Here is a 19,606-nt window from a genome sequence, read left to right on the forward strand (position 1 = left end):
GGCGACGTCCGACACCCTCGACGGGTTTCCGGCCCCGCCACAGTCGGCTCGGAACCGGCAACGCAGAGTAGTTGACACTACGGACAGTCACCGCCCGGTACGCTCCCGTGCATCTGACCGTCGAGCCGTCGACGCGGCCCGCCAGCGGGGCGATGCGGGCCATAATGGACAGAATCCTTTTCGGACGCCCCCCACCCCCCGGCGCCTGTCAACAGTTCAGCTCCATCAATTTGTTAAATCCTTCTTTACTCAGATTCCGCTGCGTGATTGAAATAGATCGCCATTACCGACCGCAATGACAATAGGCAATGTTCCATGGCGTAGATAATTGGCGTATCGTGCCCCCTCGTGTCGTCCGTACGTTTCTCCGACAATCCCGCCCCACCGGTGCCGCACACCGGCTCCAGGGGTGCGGGAGCCGCCCTCAAGGACCCTCCGGCACCCCTGCCCCCGCAGGTCACGGCGGGTGCACCACCCCGCGGCACGGTGCCGGACACCCGCGAACTCGCCGCGCAATTCGAGGACGAGAAACCGGGGCGCTCGCTCACCGGCCCGGTCCGTCTTCTGGTCACCGGCACGACGGTGGGGATCGCGCTGCTGGCACTTGTCCAGGTCTTTCAACCACTTACGCAGGGCAGCAAGTACTACCTGATCCTTTTCCTGGCCGGCGTGCTGCCGACGGTGTTCCTGGCGTACCCGGCGGGCCTTTCGATCCCCTGGCGGCCGGGCCGCCCGCCCGTCGCCGGCGACGGGCCGGACCCGGCCGGGCCGACCCGGTCGGACTGGCTGCTGGCCGCCGCGGCCCTGGTCGCCTGCCTCTACCCGGTGCTGCCGTTCACCGTCGGCGGCGGGGGCGGCGGATACGACGCCTTCCTCGACCGGCAGGGCCTGCTCGTCGGGCTCGACGTCGCGATGGGCACCGTGCTGCTGCTCCTGCTGCTGGAGGCCTGCCGACGCACCACCGGCTGGATCCTGCCCGCCGTCTGCCTGCTGTTCCTGGCCTACGGCTACTACGGCGGGCTGCTGCCGCAGTCCTGGCCGGTGGCGCACGCCGGGCTCGACTTCGGCCAGCTCGTGGACGCGTTCTACAACTCCGACAGCGGGTTCTACGGCACCCCGCTCGACGTGGCGGCCTCGTACATCGTGCTGTTCACCATCTACGGCGCGGTGCTGGACCTCTCCGGGGCCGGGCGGTTCTTCGTGGAACTCTCCGCCGCCGCCTTCGGGCGCTCCCGGACGGCCGCCGGGCGCACGGCGGTCGCCTCCGGCTTCCTGCTCGGCACGGTCTCCGGATCGGGCGCGGCGACGACCGTCAGCATCGGCGCGGTGACCTGGCCGGTGCTGCGCCGGGCCGGCTACCCGGCCGAGCGTGCGGGCGGGATGCTCGCCGCCGCCGGCGTCGGGGCGATCCTGTCCCCGCCCACCCTCGGCGCGGCCGCCTTCATCATCGCCGAGTACCTGGGCGTGTCGTACCTGCAGGTGCTGGGCTGGGCGACCATCCCGACGGTGCTGTACTACCTCGGCATCCTGCTCGCGGTCGAGATCGACGCCCGGCGCTCGGGCGTGCGACCGGTGGTCGTCCACACCGACTCGCCCTGGCGGCTGCTGGGCCGCTTCGGCTACCACTTCCTGTCCCTGCTGGTGATCACCGGCCTGCTCGCCCTGGGCGTCTCGGCGACGAAGGCGGTGGTGGGGGCGACGGTGCTGGCCGCCGCGCTGTCGTTCCTGGACCGCCGGCACCGGCTCACCCCGGCCCGGCTGGTCGAGGCGCTGGGCACCGGCGCGCGCGGCGTGCTCGCGGTGAGCGCGGTCTGCGCCGCGGCCGGCATCATCACGGCGACCACCACCAAGACCGGGCTCGGCCCGCAGGCGGCGGCACTGCTGGTCTCCGGCGCGCAGGCGGTCTCGTCCGACCCGGCCGTGGTGCTGGCGCTCACCGCCGTGCTGGCCGCCGTCGCGCTCAGCCTGCTGGGGCTGGCCGTGCCGGTCACCGCCTCGTTCGTGATCGGCTGGGTGATCATCGGCCCGGCCCTGCTGGACCTGGGCGTCGCCGCGCCCGCCGCGGCGATGTTCGTCTTCTACTTCGCGGTCCTGTCCGAGGTCTCCCCGCCGACCGCGCTCGCCGCGGTGGCCGCCGCCGCGGTCACCGGCGGCCGGCTGGTGCCGACCATGTGGCAGACCCTGCGGTACGCCCTGCCGGCCTACCTGATCCCGATCGCCTTCGTGATCACCCCGACCGGTCTGGGGCTGCTCGGGATCGGCGGGCCGCAGCGGGTCGCCGTGGCCGCGGTGGTCTCCGCGCTCAGCGTCGCCGTGCTCGCCGTGGCGGCGGGCGGCTGGCTGCCCGGCGTCGGCCCGGCCGGCGTACCGGAGCGGATCCTCGGCGCGCTCGCCGGGCTGACGCTGCTCTGGCTCGAACCCGTACCGGTCACGGTCGGCGCGGTCCTGGCCGCCGCCGTGGTGGCGGGTGTCCTCGTACGACGCGGCTCCGCCAACCGGACCGGCGAGCCGTCGGCAACACCACCGGTGAACCATGGGGAGGAAAACAGTGAGACGGATCAACGTGCGGCTGGCCGCGGGAGTGGGGGCGCTCGCCCTCGTCGCGAGCGGCGCCGCCGGCTGCGGGGGCAAACAGGACGGCGCGACGAAGGACGACGCCGCCAGCGAGATCACCTGCAAGGTCACTGACAGCACCCGCGTCGGCATCGCCACCGGTAACGCCACCGGCGTGTACTACGTGGTCGGCAACGCCCTCGCCGGCCAGCTCTCCACGACGACCGACGGCAAACTGACCGGCACCGCCGCCGAGACCGGCGCCTCGGTGCAGAACATCGAGCAGCTCGTCGGGGGCCAGTACGACGTCGCCTTCTCGCTCTTCGACACCGCCGTCAACGCGGTGCAGGGCAAGGGCAGCTTCACCTCGCCGCAGCCGGTGGAGGCGCTGGCCCGGATCTACGACAACTACACCCAGGTGGTCGTGCGGGCCGACGCCGGCATCGGCTCGGTCGCCGACATGAAGGGCAAGAAGATCTCCACCGGCTCCCCCAAGTCCGGCACCGAGGTCATCGCCAACCGCCTGCTCACCGCCGCCGGTCTCGACCCGGCCAAGGACGTCCAGGCGCAGCGGCTCGACCTGGCCAAGACCGTGGAGGGGGTCAAGGACGGCAGCATCGACGGCTTCTTCTGGTCCGGCGGGGTACCGACCGGCGGGGTCACCGACCTGTTCACCACGGCCGGCGACAAGGTGAAGTTCCTCGACATCGCCCCGCTGCTGCCCAAGATGACCGAGCTGAACCCCGCGTACCAGGCCGGGACGATCCGCGCGGACGTCTACAAGACGGCGGCGGACACCCCGACCATCGTGGTGCCCAACGTGCTGCTGGTCCGCAAGGACCTCAACGCGAACGTCGCCTGCGCCGTCGCGCGGACCGTCTTCGAGAAGAAGGACGCGCTGGCCCAGGCCAGCCCGGCCGCCAAGGGCATCAATCTGGACAACGCCCGCAAGACCGACCCCGTACCGCTGCACCGCGGGGCGGCCAAGGCCCTGCAGGACCTCGGCGCGAGCTGACCGACGGCGCCGGGTCCGGGCCACCGCCCGGGCCCGGCGTCCCCGACCCTTCCCGGGAGACCCGCGTGCCGCTCCCCCGCCCTGCCCGCGTACGCCGGCACAACCGGCCGGCGGACCACACCGACCGGCTCTGGTCGGTCCGCACCCAACTGCTCGCACCGATCCTGGTCGCCACCGTCGGCCTGGTCGTGCTGGGCGCCACCCAGACCAGCACCGCGCTGGACGCCTCCGCCGACGCCGACCGGGCCCGGGTCCTCGCCGGCACCGCCACCGCGACCGTGCGCCTGGTGCACGAGCTGGAACGGGAACTCGGCGAGACGGCCGCCCTGCGCCAGCGGGGTGGCTCCACCGGCCGGCCGCTGGTGGACGCCCAGCGGCTGCGGGTGGATACCGCCGTCGACCGGTTCCGCACCGCCAGCCGGGAGGCCCGCCGGGCCGCACCGGACCTCGGGCGGGTGCTCGACACCGCCGACGACCAGCTCCACCAGCTCGACCCCGCCCGCCGGTCGGCGCCCACCTCAGAGGGGGCCGACCCCACCTACGTGGCACTGGTCGAGTCGCTGCTCACCGTCGCCGACGCGCTGCCCGCGCAGCTGCGCGACACCGAGCTGGCCAACGCCGCCCGGGAGGTGGCGGCGGTCGCCAGCCAGGAACACCTGGCCGCGCTGGAACGCGACCTGCTCCGGACGGTCTTCGTCCGCGGCGAGCTGGCCCAGGGCGAACTGGTCCGGCTCGGCCAGCTGCGGGGCGCCCGGGAGCAGCGTCAGGCCGAGTTCTCCCGGATCGCCGACGAGGACGCCGAGGACGCGTACGCCCGGCTGGTCGCCGGCGCCGACGTGGCGACCGCCCAGCGGATGCGGGACACCGCCGTCAAGGGCGAGACCCTGGCCGCCGCGCTGAAGGTCGACGGCGACGCCTGGTACGTGGCCCAGAGCGGCACGATCCGGCGCTACAACCTGCTCGGCCGGGAGCTCTCCGAGGACCTGGACCAGCAGGCCGGCAGCCTGGCCCGGGACGCCCGCCGGCGGGCCCTGGTCACCGGCGGGGCCACCACCGCCGTCGCCGCGGCCTCGCTGGTGGCCGCCGCGCTGCTCGCCGTACGCACCAGCCGCCGGCTGCGCCGGCTGCGGGTGGCGGCGCTCACCGTGGCCAACTCGGAGCTGCCCGAGCGGATCACCGCGATCGCGGCCGGCGAGGGCGCGCCGGCCGAGGGCGAGGCGACCCGGCTGACCGAGGACATCCGGCAGGGGCGGGACGAGGTCGCGCAGGTGGCCGAGGCGTTCGACACGGTCAACCGGGCGGCGCTGCGGCTCGCCGGCGAGCAGGCCGAGCTGCGGCTGGACGTGACCCGGATGGCCGAGGCGCTGGCCCGCCGGATCCGGACCCTGATCACCCGGCAGCTGCGCCTGCTCGACGACTTCGAACGCGACGAGACCGATCCGGACGCGCTGGCCCGGCTCTTCGCGCTGGACCATCTCGCCGCCCGGATGCGCCGCAACGGGGAGAACCTGCTGGTCCTCGCCGGTGGCGAGCCGGGGCGGGCGTACGAGGGGGACCACCTGCTCGCCGACGTGGTGCGCGCGGCCTCCTCGGAGATCGAGGACTACACCCGGGTGGAGATCGACGTGCCGGCGGCCGCGGTGCACGGGTCGACGGTGGGTTACCTGGTCCACCTCCTCGCCGAGCTGCTGGAGAACGCCACCAACTACTCGCCGCCGCACACCCTGGTGCAGGTCGACGGCCGGCGGACGGTCGACGGGCTCACGCTGCGCGTGCACGACCAGGGCATCGGCATCAGCGAAGGCCGCCTCGCCGCGATCAACAAGCGGCTGCTCGCCCCGGCGGTGCTCTCCAGCGCCGCCGCCGGCAGTATGGGCCTGCACGTGGTGGCCCACCTGGCCGCCCGGTACGGGATCCGGGTGCAGTTGCACAACACCGGCACCGGCACGGTGGCCCAGGTCGAGGTGCCCGAGTCGGCGCTCGTCCGGGTGGAGACGGTGTCCCGGCGTCCCGTTCCCGTCCGCCAGCCCGCCTCGACGGCGGCCTGGTTCCGGGCCGGGGCCGGCGCGCCGGCCCTGGCGACGACCGTGCCGAACCCGACGCCCGCGCCCCGGCTGACGCCGACGTACGGCGGCAGCCTGTTCCGGCCGGACCCGACCGACGTCCACCACGCGCCGACGGTGACGTTGCCGGTGGTCACCCCCGGTACCCGGGTCGCGGCCCCACCGCGGCCGCCGGTGCTCCGGGCCGCCGTGGCGCCCCCGCCCGGCGCCGCCCACCCGTCGACCGGGCCGGCGGCGGCCCCCGGCGCCGGCCTGCCCCGCCGGACCCGCGGCGGTCAGCTCCCGACGCTGCCGAACACCGCGCCGGCCCGGCCGGCGGAGGACCTGCTCGACCCGGAGGTGGTGCGGGCCCGACTGTCCGCGCTCGCCGAGGGGGTGGCCAGCGCGATGCGACGTAACCAGCAGACGAGACCCAACGGGAGACACCGATGACCACACCCGTGAGCGCCGGCCTGGACTGGCTCCTGGCGAATTTCGCCGAGCAGGTGCCGGACGTATCGCACGCCGTAGCCGTCTCCGAGGACGGGCTGCGCCTGGCCTCCTCACCGCACCTCTCCCCCGACCAGGTGGACCAGCTCGCCGCCGTGATCAGCGGCCTGGCCAGCCTGACCGTCGGCGCCGCGCGGCTGATGTCGGCCGGCCGGGTACGCCAGCAGATCGTCGACATGGACGGCGGGGTGATGCTGGTGATGGCGGTCGGCGAGCGGGCCCTGCTCGGGGTGCTCGCCGCGCCGGGCTGCGACCTGGGTCAGATCGGTTTCGAGACCGCGACCCTGGTGCAGCGGGTGGCAGAGGCGCTGGAACCGGCGGTCCGGGCGTGATCCGCCGGCCACCGCCCTGGCTGGCCGCCCTGGTGGTGACGCTGCTCGTGGCGGGCTGCGGGCAGCCGGCCGCGCCGCCGCAGGCCTGGCACGGCGGCCGGATCTTCCTCGCCACCGGCAACACCACCGGCGTGTACTACCAGCTCGGCGGCGGCTACGCCGACGTGATCAGCCGCCACCTGCCCGGGTACGAGGCGCGGGCCGAGCCGACCGGCGCCTCGGTGGAGAACGTCACCCGGCTGGCCAGCGGCGACATGGAGATCGCCTTCAGCCTCGCCGACACCGCCGCCGACGCGGTCACCGGCCAGGGCGCCTTCGTCGGGCAGCCGCAACCGGTCCGGGCGCTGGCCCGGGTCTACAGCAACTACACCCACGTGATCGTGCGGGCCGACGCCAAGGTGAAGGACTTCGCCGGGCTGCGCGGGAAGAGGGTCTCCACGGGTTCGCCGAAGTCCGGCACGGACATCATCGCCGGGCGACTGCTGACCGCCGCCGGGATGGACCCGGACCGGGACGTGGACCGGTTCACCCTGTCCCTGCCGGAGACGGTCAAGCGGATGCGGGCCGGCACGCTGGACGCGATGTTCTTCTCCGGCGGCCTGCCCACCCCGGGCATCGCCGACCTGCTCTCCAGCGCGCCGGGCACGTTCACGCTGCTGCCGATCGCCGACCTGATCGAGCCGCTCAACGCCCGATACGGCTCGGTGTACACCACCGCCGAGCTGCCGAAGGACGCCTACCGCACACCGTCGGGCACGCCGACGGTCACGGTGTCGAACATGATCCTGGTCAACGCCGACATGCCGGACGAGCTGGCGTACGACCTGACCCGACTGCTCTTCGCCTACCAGGGCGACCTGATCGGGGTGCACCCGGAGGCGGGCAACTTCACCCGGCAGAGCGCGTCCAGCACCGACCCGATCCCGCTACATCCGGGCGCGGCCCGGTTCTACCAGGGCGGATGAGCGGAGTTCAGGCGTCGGCGGGGGCGGTCGCGGCGCGGGCGGCGGCGACCAGCCGGTCGGCCTCCACCAGCACGGCCTCGTCGTCCGACGGGGTGCCCGGGTCGAAGCGCACGGTCCAGCTGAGCCCGTCCACACCGGCCACCCGCCGGGCCGCGACCCGCCCGGCGCCGCCGGGCACCGGGTGGTGCGCCGTGTACGCCACCGACCGGGTGACCCGGGCCCGCACCTGGTGCGGCAGCTCGCCCGGGTCGACCAGGAGGTAGGTCTCGGCCGGGCAGTCCGCCACCACCTGGTAGCCGTCACGCTCGGTGACCCGCTCGGCCGGGGTGACGGTCAGCTCGTGGCCGGACCACACCGCCTTGAGGATGTCGTGCCAGCCCAGCCGGTGCGCGCGGCCGGGCAGCCAGAGCCCGAGGTTGCTGGCCACCACCACGCCGTCGCCCTCGCCGTTGCCGGCGGCCGCCCAGGCGAGCACCCGTTCGTCGTCGGCGAGCGGGGGCCGGGCGGCGGGCGGCAGCTTCGGCTTGCGGTTGAACAGTCCCATCACAGTCCTCCCGCGGCCTGCTCGCGCAGCGCCCGCGCGTGCTGCTCCAGCGAGAGCAGTTCCCCGAAGAGGGCGAAGTACTCGTCCTTGTTGTTCACCGGGTTGACCCGCTGGATCTTGGATTTGAGGTCCCGGATCCGGGCGGTGACCGAGCCCCACTGCAACCGGGCCATGGTGATCGAGACGTACCGGGGGTCGGGTTCGCCGTCGATGCGCAGCGGCTCCACGGCCAGTTCGCCGACGAGCGCCCGGGCGGCCAGGTCCTCGCAGGCGTCGCGGACCGACTCGATCCAGACCGCGCCGCCGGTGGCCGCCGCGGCCCCGCCCGCCGCGGCGATCGCCGCGCGGACCGCCGCGTGCACCGGGTGCCGGTACTCCGGGGCCTCGACCGCGTCGAACATCGGCCCGGCCAGCACCGGCTCCTGCAGGGCCAGCTTCAACGCCTCGCGCTCGACCATCGACTGCGGGCTGTCCACCGCCGGCATGGGCGCCGCCGTCGACCGGGTCGGGGCGGGCGAGCGCCGCTCGGCGGTCGGGGTGGCGTCGGCGGCGAGCACCGCGCGCTGCACCGGCTCGATCTCCATGCCGAGGTCGCCGGCGAGCTTGCGGACGTACTCGGGACGCTTCTCCCGGTCCTTGATCTTGGCGACCAGCGGCGCGGCCCGGCGCATCGCCTCCACCCGGCCGTCGACGGTGTCCAGGTCGTACCGGTTGATCACGTGGCGCAGCGCGAAGTCGACCAGCGGTTCGCGGCGGGCGACCAGGTCGCGCACGGCCAGGTCGCCCTTGGCCAGGCGCAGCTCGCACGGGTCCATGTTGTCCGGGCTGACCGCGATGAAGGTACGCCCGACGAAGCGCTGGTCGTCCTCGAAGGCGCGCAGCGCGGCCTTCTGGCCGGCGGCGTCCCCGTCGAAGGTGAAGATGATCTCGCCGGCCACCGCGTCGGTGTCCAGCAGGAGCCGGCGCAGCACCGCGATGTGGTCGGCGCCGAACGCCGTGCCGCAGGTCGCCACGGCCGTCGGCACCTCGGCGAGGTGACAGGCCATCACGTCGGTGTAGCCCTCGACGACGACCACCTTGCCCTGCTTGGCGATCTCCCGCTTGGCCTGGTCGATGCCGTAGAGGACGTGCGACTTCTTGTAGATCGGCGTCTCGGGGGTGTTGAGGTATTTCGGGCCGTCGTCGTCGTCGAAGAGCTTGCGGGCGCCGAAGCCGATCACGTCGCCGGTGATGTCCCGGATCGGCCACATCAGCCGGCGGCGGAACCGGTCGATCAGCGTCCCGGAGCGCGACGGGCGGGACAGGCCGCCGGTGACCAGCTCGTCGTGGGTGAAGCCCTGCTGGCGCAGGTGCTTGGTGAGCAGGTCCCAGGCGTCCGGGGCGAAGCCGCAGCCGTACCGCTGGGCGGCGGCCCGGTCGAAGCCCCGCTGCGCCAGGAACTCCCGGGCCGGCCGGGCGGCGGCCGTGGTGAGCTGGGCCTGGTAGAACTCGACGGCGGCGGCGTGCGCGGCCACCAGCCGCTGCTTCTGCCCCTGCTGGGGGCGGGGGCGCGGGGCGGCGTTGTCGCCCTCGACGTAGCGCAGCTGGATGCCGGCGCGGGCGGCGAGCCGCTCGACGGACTCGACGAAGCTGAGGTGCTCGGCGTCCATCAGGAACTTGATGGCGTCACCGCCGGCCCCGCAGCCGAAGCAGTACCAGACGTTGCGGGCGGGCGAGACGTTGAACGACGGGCTCTTCTCGTCGTGGAACGGGCAGAGGCCCTTGAGGTTGCCGCCGCCGGCGGACTTGAGGGTCACCGTGTCGGAGATGACCTCGGCGATCGAGGTGCGTTCCCGGACCAGCGCGATGTCCTCGTCCCGGATCCGCCCAGCCATTCGCCACCCCCTCGGCGTACATCCTGCCCTGCCGGACCGACGATCCGCCGCCGGGGGCACGGGCGTGTGGCGAACGACGCCAGCAGGGGTGGTGTCACCGCGGGGGGCGGTGCAACCACCGGGTCACCGGCGGCGGATCCTCCTCCTCGTACGACCGGGCGGCCCGCATCGCGGCGACCAGGCCGTAGCGGCGTGGCCTGGCCACGGGCGGGTTGACCGCCGGGTCCCGCCCCAGGTCGCGCAGCAGGGCCACGGCGAGCCCGAGCATCACCACCACGAACGGCAGCGCGACCAGGATCGTCGCCTGTTGCAGGGCGGCCAGGCCACCGGCGAGCAGCAGCGCGGCGGCGACCGCGCCGATCAGCACGCCCCAGAGCACCACCACGCCCCGGTGCGGCCGCAGCGCGCCCCGCGAGCTGAGCGAGCCCAGCACCAGCGCGGCCGAGTCGGCGCCGGTGACGAAGAAGAGCGCGACCAGGACCATCGCCAGCACCGTGGTCAGCGCCGCCAGCGGCAGCGCCTGGAGCAGGCCGAAGAGGGCCTTCTCGGTACTCGCCGAGACATCGGCGACGAGGTCGCGGGTGCCGGTGGTCTGCACCCGCAGGGCGGTGCCGCCCATGATGGCGAACCAGATCACGCTGGCCCCGCTGGGCACCAGCAGCACCCCGGTGACGAACTGCCGGATGGTGCGCCCCTTGGAGATGCGGGCGATGAAGATGCCGACGAACGGCGCCCAGGAGATCCACCACGCCCAGTAGAAGATGGTCCACGCGCCGAGCCAGGCCGGGTCGGAGAAGGCCCCGGTCCGGGTGGACATGATCGTCAGGCCGCTGAGGTAGTCACCGACCGAGGCGGGCAGCACCTCCAGGGTGTAGATGGTCGGCCCGGCCACGAAGACGAAGACCATCAGCCCGACGGCGAGCACCACGTTGGTGGTCGAGAGCCACTTGATGCCCTTGTGCAGCCCGGTGAAGGCGGAGATCACGAAGGCGGCGGTGAGCGCGGCGATGACCACCAGCTCGATCGCGGTGCTGTCGGGCACCGCGGTCGCGCTCTCCAGGCCGGCGGCCACCTGGAGCGCCCCCAGGCCCAGGCTGGTCGCCGAGCCGAAGACGGTGGCGAAGACCGCCAGCAGGTCGACCGCCTGTCCGACCCGCCCGTACGACCGCGCGCCCAGCAGCGGTTCGAAGGCGGCGGAGATGCGGCTGCCCCGCTTCTTCCGAAACGTCGAGTACGCCAGCGCCAGCGCCGCGATGGCGTAGATCCCCCACGGGTGCAGGGTCCAGTGGAACAGGGTGTACTGCATGGCCACCTCGGCGGCGGCCGGGGTCTGCGGTTCGACGGCGGCGGCCGGTGGCGGTGCGGCGTAGTGCTGGATGGGCTCGGCCACGGCATAGAAGACCAGGCCGATGCCCATGCCGGTGCTGAACATCATCGACACCCAGGCCATCGTGCTGAACTCCGGCTCGTCGTCGTCCGCGCCGAGTCGGATCCGGCCGAAGCGGGACGCCGCGATCACCACCGAGAGCACCAGGAAGGCGTCCGCGGCGACCACGAAGAACCAGCCGAAGGTGTTGATCGCCCAGGCCAGCCCGGCGGCGCCGAACCCGGCCAGCGAGCCGCCCCCGAACACCCCCCAGCCGACCACCGCCAGCACCCCGGCGACGCCCAGCACCAGCACCACCGGGTCGATCCGCCCCGCCGGCCCGGCCTCCGGCGCCGACTCCCCCGCCTGCTCCGCCATGGTCACATGGTGTCGCCGACGAACCTCCTCAAAAGCCGCATACCATCACGGTTCACCCGTGCCGACCGGGTGATCCCGCGCTCCCGGGGCCGGCGAAGGCCGTCGCGGCCCCGAGAACGACCCGGGATACGAGGTCGGCGGGGCGCGGTCGGGTCAGCCGACCGGCGCGACCTCTTCGGCCTCGACCTGGCGGTTCCAGTCCGCCTTGGTGGACCGCCAGCCCTCGTCGTCCATGCCCCGACGCCAGTAGCCGGAGATGGAGAGCGCCTCGCGGGGCACCCCGCGCTCGACGCGCAGCAGGCGGCGCAGCTCCTTGACGAAGGTCGCCTCGCCGTGGACGAACGCGTGCACCCGGCCGGGCGGGAACTCCAGCGCCCGGACCGCCTCGACCAGCGCCTCGCCGACCGGCCGGGCGCCCCGGTGCAGCCAGGTCAGCGCCACCGTGCCGGGGCTGAGCAGCCGCTGCTCGTCGGCCGGCCCGTCGACCTCGACGAAGACGGCGGCCGGGGCGCCGAGCGGCAGCCGCTCCAGCGCCGCGCCGATCGCCGGCAGCGCGCTCTCGTCGCCGACCAGCAGGTGCCAGTCGGCCGTCGGGTCCGGCGCGTACGCCCCACCCGGACCGACGAAGAGCACCTCGTCGCCGGGGCGCAGCCGGGCCGCCCAGGGCCCGGCCAGCCCCTCGTCGCCGTGGTGCACCACGTCCACGGTGAGTTCGCCGGCCAGCGGGTCCCAGGCGCGCACGGTGTACGCGCGCAGCCGGGGCCACTGGTCGCGGGGCAGGTCACGACGGATCGCGGCCAGGTCCAGCGGCCTGGGGTGGTCGACCCCGGGCGCCGGGAAGACGATCTTGATGTAGTGGTCGGTGTACTCCCCGACCGGCAGCCCGACCAACTCCTCCCCGCCCAGGACCAGGCGGATCAGGTGCGGGGTGGGCCGCTCGGTCCGCAGGACCCGGGCGGACGTGACCTTCTTGGGGCGCTCCGTCATGTCACTTAGGCTATCCTAAGTAGGAAGGCTGCGGTCGGCCACCATGCTTGGCACCGGACCGCCTCGCTACCGCATCGACCGTCGTCAGATCGGCGACGACCCGGGGTGCCGGCGGGGCGGTTACTCGGGCGAGCAGGTCCGTCGCCTGCCGCATCAGGGACGACTCATGCGACGGATGCACGGCCAACGCCTCCCGGCAACAGGCCTCGGCCGCCTCGTCGCGGCCCGCGGCGACGTTCACCCGAGCGAGCGCGAGCAGAGCCTCGGCCTCCAACAACCGGTAACCCACCCGGCGGGCGGTGCCGAGCGCCCGGGTCGCGTCGTCCGCCGCCTCCTCGACCGCACCGCTCACCAGTCGTACCCTGGACAGCCCGATCCGCGCCTGCACCTCGAAGTACGGCAGGGAGAGCTGACCGGCCAGTTGGAGGGACATCTCGAACCGCGCCCCCGCGTCGACCACCCGGCCGGCGCAGAGCAGCGCTGAGCCGAGGGTGCTCAACAGCGCCGCCTCACTGCGCCGGTCCCCGAGCGTCCGGGTCAGTTCCAGCGCCCTGGTGGCGGCCGAGATCGCCGCCGACGGCTCGTCGCGCTGCGCGTGCAGCTGACTCAGCTCGTCGAGGACCGACAGCTCACCCTTGGGCGACCCGACTCGGCGGTAGTGCTCGAGGACCGTCTCCATGTGCTGTCGCGCGGCGTCGAACTCTCCGAGCTGACGCAGCACCATGCCGAGATTGCCCCTGTTCGCCATGGCCGACGGGCGGCGGGAGGCGCCCTGGTTGATCTGCAACGCCTCGGCGAAGTGGGCCGCCGCCTCGGTGAGCTCCCCCCGCTCGTGGCAGAGGGTTCCAAGATCGTTCAGCGTCACCGCCCGGACGTGGTCGAACTCGCCGCCCCGGCCGATCCGTAACGCGCGTCGGTACGACTCCTGTGCGTCGTCCAGCCGCCCCATCTGCGCCTGCACCAGACCGATGTTGTGCAGCTGGTACGCGAGCCCGACGGACCAACCGGCCGCGCGGGCCAGGGAGGCTGCCTGTTCGTACTCGGTCAACGCCAGGTCATGCTGCCCCACCGACAGGTACGCCTGGCCTATCGTCTGGTGCATCGCGGCAGTGGCGAGCTTGTTCCCCGCGCGCTGGGCGGCCGCCAGCCCCGCGCGGCCCGTGGCCAACCACGGCACCACCTGCTGCCGCACGAAGAAATAGCCGCGGAGCTGGTCGGCGAGCTGCCAGGATCGTTCCGGGTGCGGACCGTCGACGGCCGTCCGGACCGCGGCGGTCAGCCCGGCCAGTTCGGCGTCCAGCCAGGCCAGGGCAGCGGCCTCGTCGTCGAAGGGTGCGCCGACCTCGACGTCCGTCGTCAGACGCACCATCTCCGGGTAAACCAGCCGCACGGCGGCCATGCTGCGTGCCAGGTACCAGTCCAGCAGTCGCCGGATGCTGGCCGCGCGCTGTTCCGCCGGATCCTCCGCCTCAGCCCGCCGGACGGCGTAGAGACGTAGCAGATCGTGGTAGCGGTACCGCCCGGCGGTGAGCTGGAGGAGACTGCCGTCGACCAGGTCGTGCAGCGCGTCCTCGACCTCCACCTCGTCGATGTCCAGCAGCACCGACGCCGCGGCCACGCCGAAGTCGGTGCCGGGCAGGAGAGCCAGCAGCCGGAAGGCCCGTGCCGTGCCCTCAGGCAGCTCCTGGTAACTGAGGTCGAAGCTCGCGGCCACCGCCATGTCACCGATGCGGAGCTGACGCAGCCGGTGACGCTGATCCGCGAGGCGGGCCAACGCGGATCGCATGGTCCAGTCCGGCCGGCTCGCCAACCGGCCACCCGCGACCCGCAGCGCGATCGGCAACAGCCCGCACGCCTCGGCCAGCTCCACCGCGGCATCCGCGTCGGCGGCCACCCGCGCCGGCCCCGCCGAACTGGCGAGCATGTCCAGCGCCTCGCTGGTCGAGGGCAGACCCAACTCGACGGTGACCGCGCCGGCGAGGTCGGCCAGTCGGTTCCGACTCGTCACCAGAACCGCGTTGCCCCCCGTGCCGGGCAGCAGTGGACGGACGTGGGCGGCGTTGCGGGCGTTGTCGAGCACGAGGAGCACCCGTCGATCCGCCAGGACGCTGCGGAAGAGCGCCGCCGACTCCGCCTCGTTCTGCGGTATGCGGCGACCATCCACCCCGAGCGCGCGCAGGAAGCGGGCCAGGGCATCGACCGGAGGGACCGGTAGCGGGCCGAAGCCCTGCAGGTCGACGTAGAGCTGGCCGTCCGGGAACGCCGGACGCAGCAGCTGCGCCGCGCGCAGCGCCAGGCTCGTCTTGCCGACACCGGCCACCCCGGAGATCGCGCAGACGGTCACCAGCTGCGGAGCCGGCGACTCCGGATCACGCTCGACGAGCTGCTGGAGCTGCCGCAGGTGCTCCGCGCGGCCGGTGAAGTCGGCGGGCGGTGCGGGGGTCTGGTTCGGACGCACCGTCGCGTCGTCCCGTCGGGCGACCGGGGCCGGCCGGTGCCAGGTCTGCCTGAGCACCGAACGGTGCGCCTCCGCCAGTTCCGGGCCGGGATCGATGCCCAGCTCCTCCGCGAGGCGCCGGCGGACCTCCTCGTACGTCGTCAGCGCCGCGGCCTGCTGGCCGGCCGCCGCGAGTGCGGCGACGAGCCGGGCCTGAAGCGGTTCGTGCATCGGATGCCGGGCGGCCAGGTCCCGCAACAGCGGTAACGCCTCGTCGTCCCGGGACAGCGTGGCGGCCAGACGGGCGTGGAGAACGGTGGCGCGGATGCGCTCCTCCTCGAGCGCGGTCACGAGCGGCTCGCCATGGAGTTCGGGAACATCGGCGAGCGGTGCGCCCCGCCACAGACCCAACGCCTCGTCGAGGAGCGCCAGTGCCGGCCCCGGCTCGGCGGTGAGCTCACCGGCCCGGGCCAGCAGCTCGCGACACGCGAGCAGGTCGAGCTGCCCGGGGTCGGCGTTGAGCCGGTAGCCGCCCGCGACGAGGGTCAGCAGCTCGGTGCGGTGTCCGGACGGCCGTCGCGGCTCCAGGAGCCGGCGCAGTCGACTGACGTACGTCTGCACGAGGTTGACGGCGGAGGATGGAATCTCGTTCCGCCAGAGCAGGTCGATGAGTTCGTCCCGGCTGACACCGGTGTTGGGGGTCAGCGCCAGCCGGGCGAGCACCAGCCGGTGCCGCCCGGTGCCGAGCGGCACCTGTCTACCACCGCGGATGAGGCCGAGCGGCCCGAGCAGCAGCACCCTGACCTCGTCACCGTGTTCGTCCTCCCGCACCGGGGATCCCGCCGGCACCGCCGGCAGGACGGACGCGCGCAGGGTCGCCGCGTCCTCGGGCGACAGTCCCAGGACGGCGGCCAGCGACCGGACGGAACGCAGGCGCGGGACACGCGTGCGCCCCTGTTCGAGGTCACGGACCGCGGCCAGGCTGATGCCGGCGGCCTGCGCCAACTCCAGTTGAGTCAACCCGGCCTGTTGCCGACATCTTCGAAGTTGTCCTGCCAAGTCGCCCGACCCGACATCCGGTAAATCGACGATCTTAATCACCCCCGTGATCCAGCGAGCGCAGCGTAGTACGGGTTCGGTACGGGCGCTGCCCCTCCAGAGATCGGTCAGCGCACTGACACAGACTGATGCCTCCGAGATGGAGTCCCGTCCCGGTCCGATCAGCTCGACAGCTCAACCCCCTGAGGAGACGTACGATGAATCACCGACGGTCGAGCGGCGGCCCGGCCCGACTGCTGATGCTCGCCCTCGCCGTGCCGGTGGCACTGGCCGGCACCCTGGTCGTGGCGACACCGGCGCAAGCCGGGTCGATCACGCCGACACCCTGCGCCGACAACGGCGGGGACAGGCACGTCACCCGCGAGACCGCCCTCATCCGCGCCCGCAGCTGGCTCGATCCCAAGGTGCCGTACAGCCAGGAGCGGTGCTACCAGAACTCCTACGGCGACTACCGGACGGACTGTTCCGGCTTCGTGGCGATGGCGTGGGGCTTCGGTGGCCAGGGGAGCGACTGGTGGACCGGCAACCTGCACCTGAGGACCACCCCCATCCCCCGGGATTCGCTCCGGCAGGGGGATGCCCTGCTGCGGCACACGGGCGATCCCGACGAGAACCACGTCGCGCTCTTCGTGAAGTGGGCCGACTCCGCGCGGACGTCGCCGGTCGTCATCGAACAGACCGGTGACGACACCGTCGAGGGCACCATCCAGCGGACCTGGTCCAGCAGCAAGGCGTCCCTGTACACGCCGGTCCGCTACGACGGCATCGTCGACGCCGATGGCATCAGCGGGAGTATCAGTGACGTCAGCGGCGACGGTTACGCCGACATCCTGGCCACCAAGCCCGACAGCACGCTGCACTACTACTCGAACAACATCAACTCGAACCCTGACAACCTGCCCTACATCAGCAGCCGGCAGATCGGCAGCGGCTGGAACACCTTCAACCGCGTCATGTCCGGCGACGTCAGCGGCGACGGCTACGCCGACGTCATCGCCACCAAACCCGACGGCACCCTCTGGTACTACCCGAACAACATCAACAGCAACCCGGACAACAAGCCGTACAACACCGGCCGGGAAATCGGCGGTCCCGGCTGGAACACCTACAACCGGGTCCTGCTCGGCGACGTCAACGGGGACGGCTACGCCGACATCATCGCCACCAAACCCGACGGCACCCTGCACTACTACCCCAACAACATCAACTCGAGTCCGGACGGCAAGCCCTATGCGGGTGGTCGGGAGATCGGCGGGCCGGGGTGGAACGCCTACAACCGCCTGATGATCGGCGACGTCAGCGGCGACGGCTACGCCGACCTCATCGCCACCAAACCCGACGGCACCCTGCACTACTACTCGAACAACATCAACTCGAACCCCGACAACCTGCCGTACATCAGCAGCCGTGAGATCGGCGGTCCCGGCTGGAACGCCTACAACCGCGTCATGGCCGGCGACGTCAGCGGCGACGGCTACGCCGACCTCATCGCCACCAAACCCGACGGCACCCTGCACTACTACTCGAACAACATCAAGTCCAACCCGGACAACCTGCCCTACATCGGCAGCCGCGAAATCGGCGGCCCCGGCTGGAACAGCTACAACCGCGTCTTCTGACCCACCCCGCCCCACGCCGGGCCGGCTGCGACCTCCGCAGCCGGCCCGGCTTTCTGCCATGTCCAGGAGCGCCGTGCATGCAGGCCCACGCGACCGCCCGCCGAAGCGCGGCCACCGCGCGGCAACGGCCAGCTCACCGTCACGCTGACCGGCCGGGGAGCAGTCGACCGGCAGGCACTCCCCAGGCGGCAGCGCGGCAGCGCATCCACGCCGCCGGATCTCATGACGCCGCTGCGCTCGACCAACGTTCCGCCGGCCACACGTTGACCTCGCCGCATGGCCATCACCAGCGGTGCGGGTTCGGTACGGGAAGCGCCCAGCCAGAGGGAATTCAGCGCCGTCCATCAATCTGTGTGCCAGGTGGTCCGACACGCTCCGATCCGATCGGAGCAGCCCTCGTCGAGCCTGACAAATCTGTAACTCCCACCAGGAGGATTCCTTGCGACTTCCACTCAAGAGACAACTCATCGCCGTGCTGGCATTTCTGGTCACCGCCACCGGCACAGTGGTGGCGGGCGCCTCTCCCGCGGCCGCGGCACCCGTCACTCCGATCTTCAGCCAGGATATCGAGGACTACGCCGACTACGACGGCCAGGACACGTGCGACCCGACGGCCAAACCGGGCGTCGTGGATTTCATGAACCTGTTGAACAGCACCTACGGGGTTCATGCCACGTTGGAGAACATCGGGCGCGCATGCGGCGGCGCCACGAGTGAACACAAGGAGGGCCGGGCCCTCGACTACATCTTGGACGTCAACAACACGACTCAGCGCGGCTACGCCAACGACATTCTGAACTGGATCCAGGCGACCGATCAGTACGGCAATCGCCATGCCCTGATGCGCAGACTCGGCATCATGTACATGATCTGGAACAAGCAGATCATCAGTTCTCACCGGATCAGCGAGGGATGGCGGCCCTACTCCTGCGACGGGACCCCCGGGGACTGCCACACCAACCATATCCACTTCAGCTTCAGCTGGCCCGGCGCACGCATGGAGACGTCCTGGTGGACGAATCGACTCGCCAGCGGCGGCAGTATCAGTGATGTCAGCGGCGACGGTTACGCCGACATCCTGGCCACCAAGCCCGACAGCACGCTGCACTACTACTCGAACAACATCAACTCGAACCCTGACAACCTGCCCTACATCAGCAGCCGGCAGATCGGCAGCGGCTGGAACACCTTCAACCGCGTCATGTCCGGCGACGTCAGCGGCGACGGCTACGCCGACGTCATCGCCACCAAACCCGACGGCACCCTCTGGTACTACCCGAACAACATCAACAGCAACCCGGACAACAAGCCGTACAACACCGGCCGGGAAATCGGCGGTCCCGGCTGGAACACCTACAACCGGGTCCTGCTCGGCGACGTCAACGGGGACGGCTACGCCGACATCATCGCCACCAAACCCGACGGCACCCTGCACTACTACTCGAACAACATCAAGTCCAACCCGGACAACCTGCCCTACATCGGCAGCCGCGAAATCGGCGGCCCCGGCTGGAACGCCTACAACCGCGTCATGATCGGCGACGTCAGCGGCGACGGCTACGCCGACCTCCTGGCCACCAAGCCCGACGGCACCCTGCACTACTACTCGAACAACATCAACTCGAACCCCGACAACCTGCCGTACATCAGCAGCCGTGAGATCGGCGGCCCCGGCTGGAACGCCTACAACCGCGTCATGGCCGGCGACGTCAGCGGCGACGGCTACGCCGACCTCCTGGCCACCAAACCCGACGGCACCCTGCACTACTACTCGAACAACATCAAGTCCAACCCGAACAACCTGCCCTACATCGGCAGCCGTGAGATCGGCGGCCCCGGCTGGAACAGCTACAACCGCGTCTTCTGACCCATCCCTCACCGGGGCAGGCCGCGGTACCACGGCCTGCCCCTCCCTTGGAGATTCC

General features: G+C 72.1%; 12 protein-coding genes. 7 read left to right on the plus strand and 5 right to left on the minus strand.

Annotated elements, in window-relative coordinates; genetic code table 11:
- Positions 1-348 precede the first annotated feature (348 nt).
- From ACTWM8_RS23525 to ACTWM8_RS23545, 5 genes are all read left to right on the plus strand, one after another.
- Positions 349-2,688: a TRAP transporter permease gene (locus ACTWM8_RS23525; protein ID WP_446210929.1), complete on the plus strand. Its 2,340-nt coding sequence runs from the start codon at positions 349-351 to the stop codon at positions 2,686-2,688.
- The gene (locus tag ACTWM8_RS23530; protein WP_446214643.1) at positions 2,582-3,568 is read left to right on the plus strand and encodes a TAXI family TRAP transporter solute-binding subunit; all 987 of its coding nucleotides are present in this window, start codon (positions 2,582-2,584) and stop codon (positions 3,566-3,568) included. The genes ACTWM8_RS23525 and ACTWM8_RS23530 overlap by 107 nt, the downstream gene beginning before the upstream one ends.
- A gap of 65 nt (positions 3,569-3,633) precedes the next feature.
- Positions 3,634-6,063, plus strand: a complete 2,430-nt coding sequence (locus ACTWM8_RS23535; RefSeq protein WP_446210930.1) for a nitrate- and nitrite sensing domain-containing protein — start codon at positions 3,634-3,636, stop codon at positions 6,061-6,063.
- Positions 6,060-6,452, plus strand: a complete 393-nt coding sequence (locus ACTWM8_RS23540) for a roadblock/LC7 domain-containing protein (protein ID WP_154942541.1) — start codon at positions 6,060-6,062, stop codon at positions 6,450-6,452. Before ACTWM8_RS23535 ends, ACTWM8_RS23540 begins: the two co-directional genes overlap by 4 nt.
- Positions 6,449-7,417 carry a TAXI family TRAP transporter solute-binding subunit gene (locus ACTWM8_RS23545; RefSeq protein WP_446210931.1) on the plus strand — a complete coding sequence of 323 codons (969 nt, stop codon included), beginning with the start codon at positions 6,449-6,451 and terminating at the stop codon, positions 7,415-7,417. The genes ACTWM8_RS23540 and ACTWM8_RS23545 overlap by 4 nt, the downstream gene beginning before the upstream one ends.
- A 7-nt stretch (positions 7,418-7,424) precedes the next feature.
- On the opposite strand, the gene ACTWM8_RS23550 is transcribed toward ACTWM8_RS23545, so the two are convergent.
- The 5 genes from ACTWM8_RS23550 to ACTWM8_RS23570 all read right to left on the minus strand — a co-directional run bounded on the left by ACTWM8_RS23550 (position 7,425) and on the right by ACTWM8_RS23570 (position 16,023).
- Positions 7,425-7,961, minus strand: coding sequence for a hypothetical protein (locus ACTWM8_RS23550; protein WP_446210932.1), 537 nt, complete (start codon positions 7,959-7,961; stop codon positions 7,425-7,427).
- A complete protein-coding gene (gene dnaG, locus ACTWM8_RS23555) occupies positions 7,961-9,835 on the minus strand; it encodes a DNA primase (protein WP_446210933.1) in 1,875 nt (624 codons plus the stop codon). Before dnaG ends, ACTWM8_RS23550 begins: the two co-directional genes overlap by 1 nt.
- Before the next feature lie 94 nt (positions 9,836-9,929).
- Positions 9,930-11,579: a BCCT family transporter gene (locus ACTWM8_RS23560; protein ID WP_446210934.1), complete on the minus strand. Its 1,650-nt coding sequence runs from the start codon at positions 11,577-11,579 to the stop codon at positions 9,930-9,932.
- A gap of 153 nt (positions 11,580-11,732) precedes the next feature.
- A complete protein-coding gene (locus ACTWM8_RS23565) occupies positions 11,733-12,566 on the minus strand; it encodes a siderophore-interacting protein (protein ID WP_446210935.1) in 834 nt (277 codons plus the stop codon).
- 10 nt (positions 12,567-12,576) lie between these two features.
- Complete coding sequence (locus ACTWM8_RS23570; protein ID WP_446210936.1) at positions 12,577-16,023, minus strand: BTAD domain-containing putative transcriptional regulator; 3,447 nt, start codon at positions 16,021-16,023, stop codon at positions 12,577-12,579.
- A 236-nt stretch (positions 16,024-16,259) separates the two neighbouring features.
- On the opposite strand from ACTWM8_RS23570, the gene ACTWM8_RS23575 reads away from it, so the two are divergent.
- Positions 16,260-17,681 (plus strand): FG-GAP-like repeat-containing protein, encoded by a 1,422-nt coding sequence (locus ACTWM8_RS23575; RefSeq protein WP_446210937.1) that lies wholly within the window; start codon positions 16,260-16,262, stop codon positions 17,679-17,681.
- A gap of 439 nt (positions 17,682-18,120) precedes the next feature.
- Positions 18,121-19,548: an FG-GAP-like repeat-containing protein gene (locus ACTWM8_RS23580; protein ID WP_446210938.1), complete on the plus strand. Its 1,428-nt coding sequence runs from the start codon at positions 18,121-18,123 to the stop codon at positions 19,546-19,548.
- Positions 19,549-19,606: the final 58 nt, after the last annotated feature.

The organism is Micromonospora sp. IBSANI012 (genome assembly GCF_052814045.1).

What these genes read in the sequence shown, in the direction of transcription:
- ACTWM8_RS23540 (WP_154942541.1), top strand. Translation starts at nt 6,060, where the DNA reads ATGACCACACCCGTGAGCGCCGGCCTGGACTGGCTCCTGGCGAATTTC.
- ACTWM8_RS23550 (WP_446210932.1), bottom strand. Translation starts at nt 7,961, where the DNA reads ATGGGACTGTTCAACCGCAAGCCGAAGCTGCCGCCCGCCGCCCGGCCC.
- dnaG (WP_446210933.1), bottom strand. Translation starts at nt 9,835, where the DNA reads ATGGCTGGGCGGATCCGGGACGAGGACATCGCGCTGGTCCGGGAACGC.
- ACTWM8_RS23560 (WP_446210934.1), bottom strand. Translation starts at nt 11,579, where the DNA reads ATGGCGGAGCAGGCGGGGGAGTCGGCGCCGGAGGCCGGGCCGGCGGGG.
- ACTWM8_RS23565 (WP_446210935.1), bottom strand. Translation starts at nt 12,566, where the DNA reads ATGACGGAGCGCCCCAAGAAGGTCACGTCCGCCCGGGTCCTGCGGACC.
- ACTWM8_RS23575 (WP_446210937.1), top strand. Translation starts at nt 16,260, where the DNA reads ATGAATCACCGACGGTCGAGCGGCGGCCCGGCCCGACTGCTGATGCTC.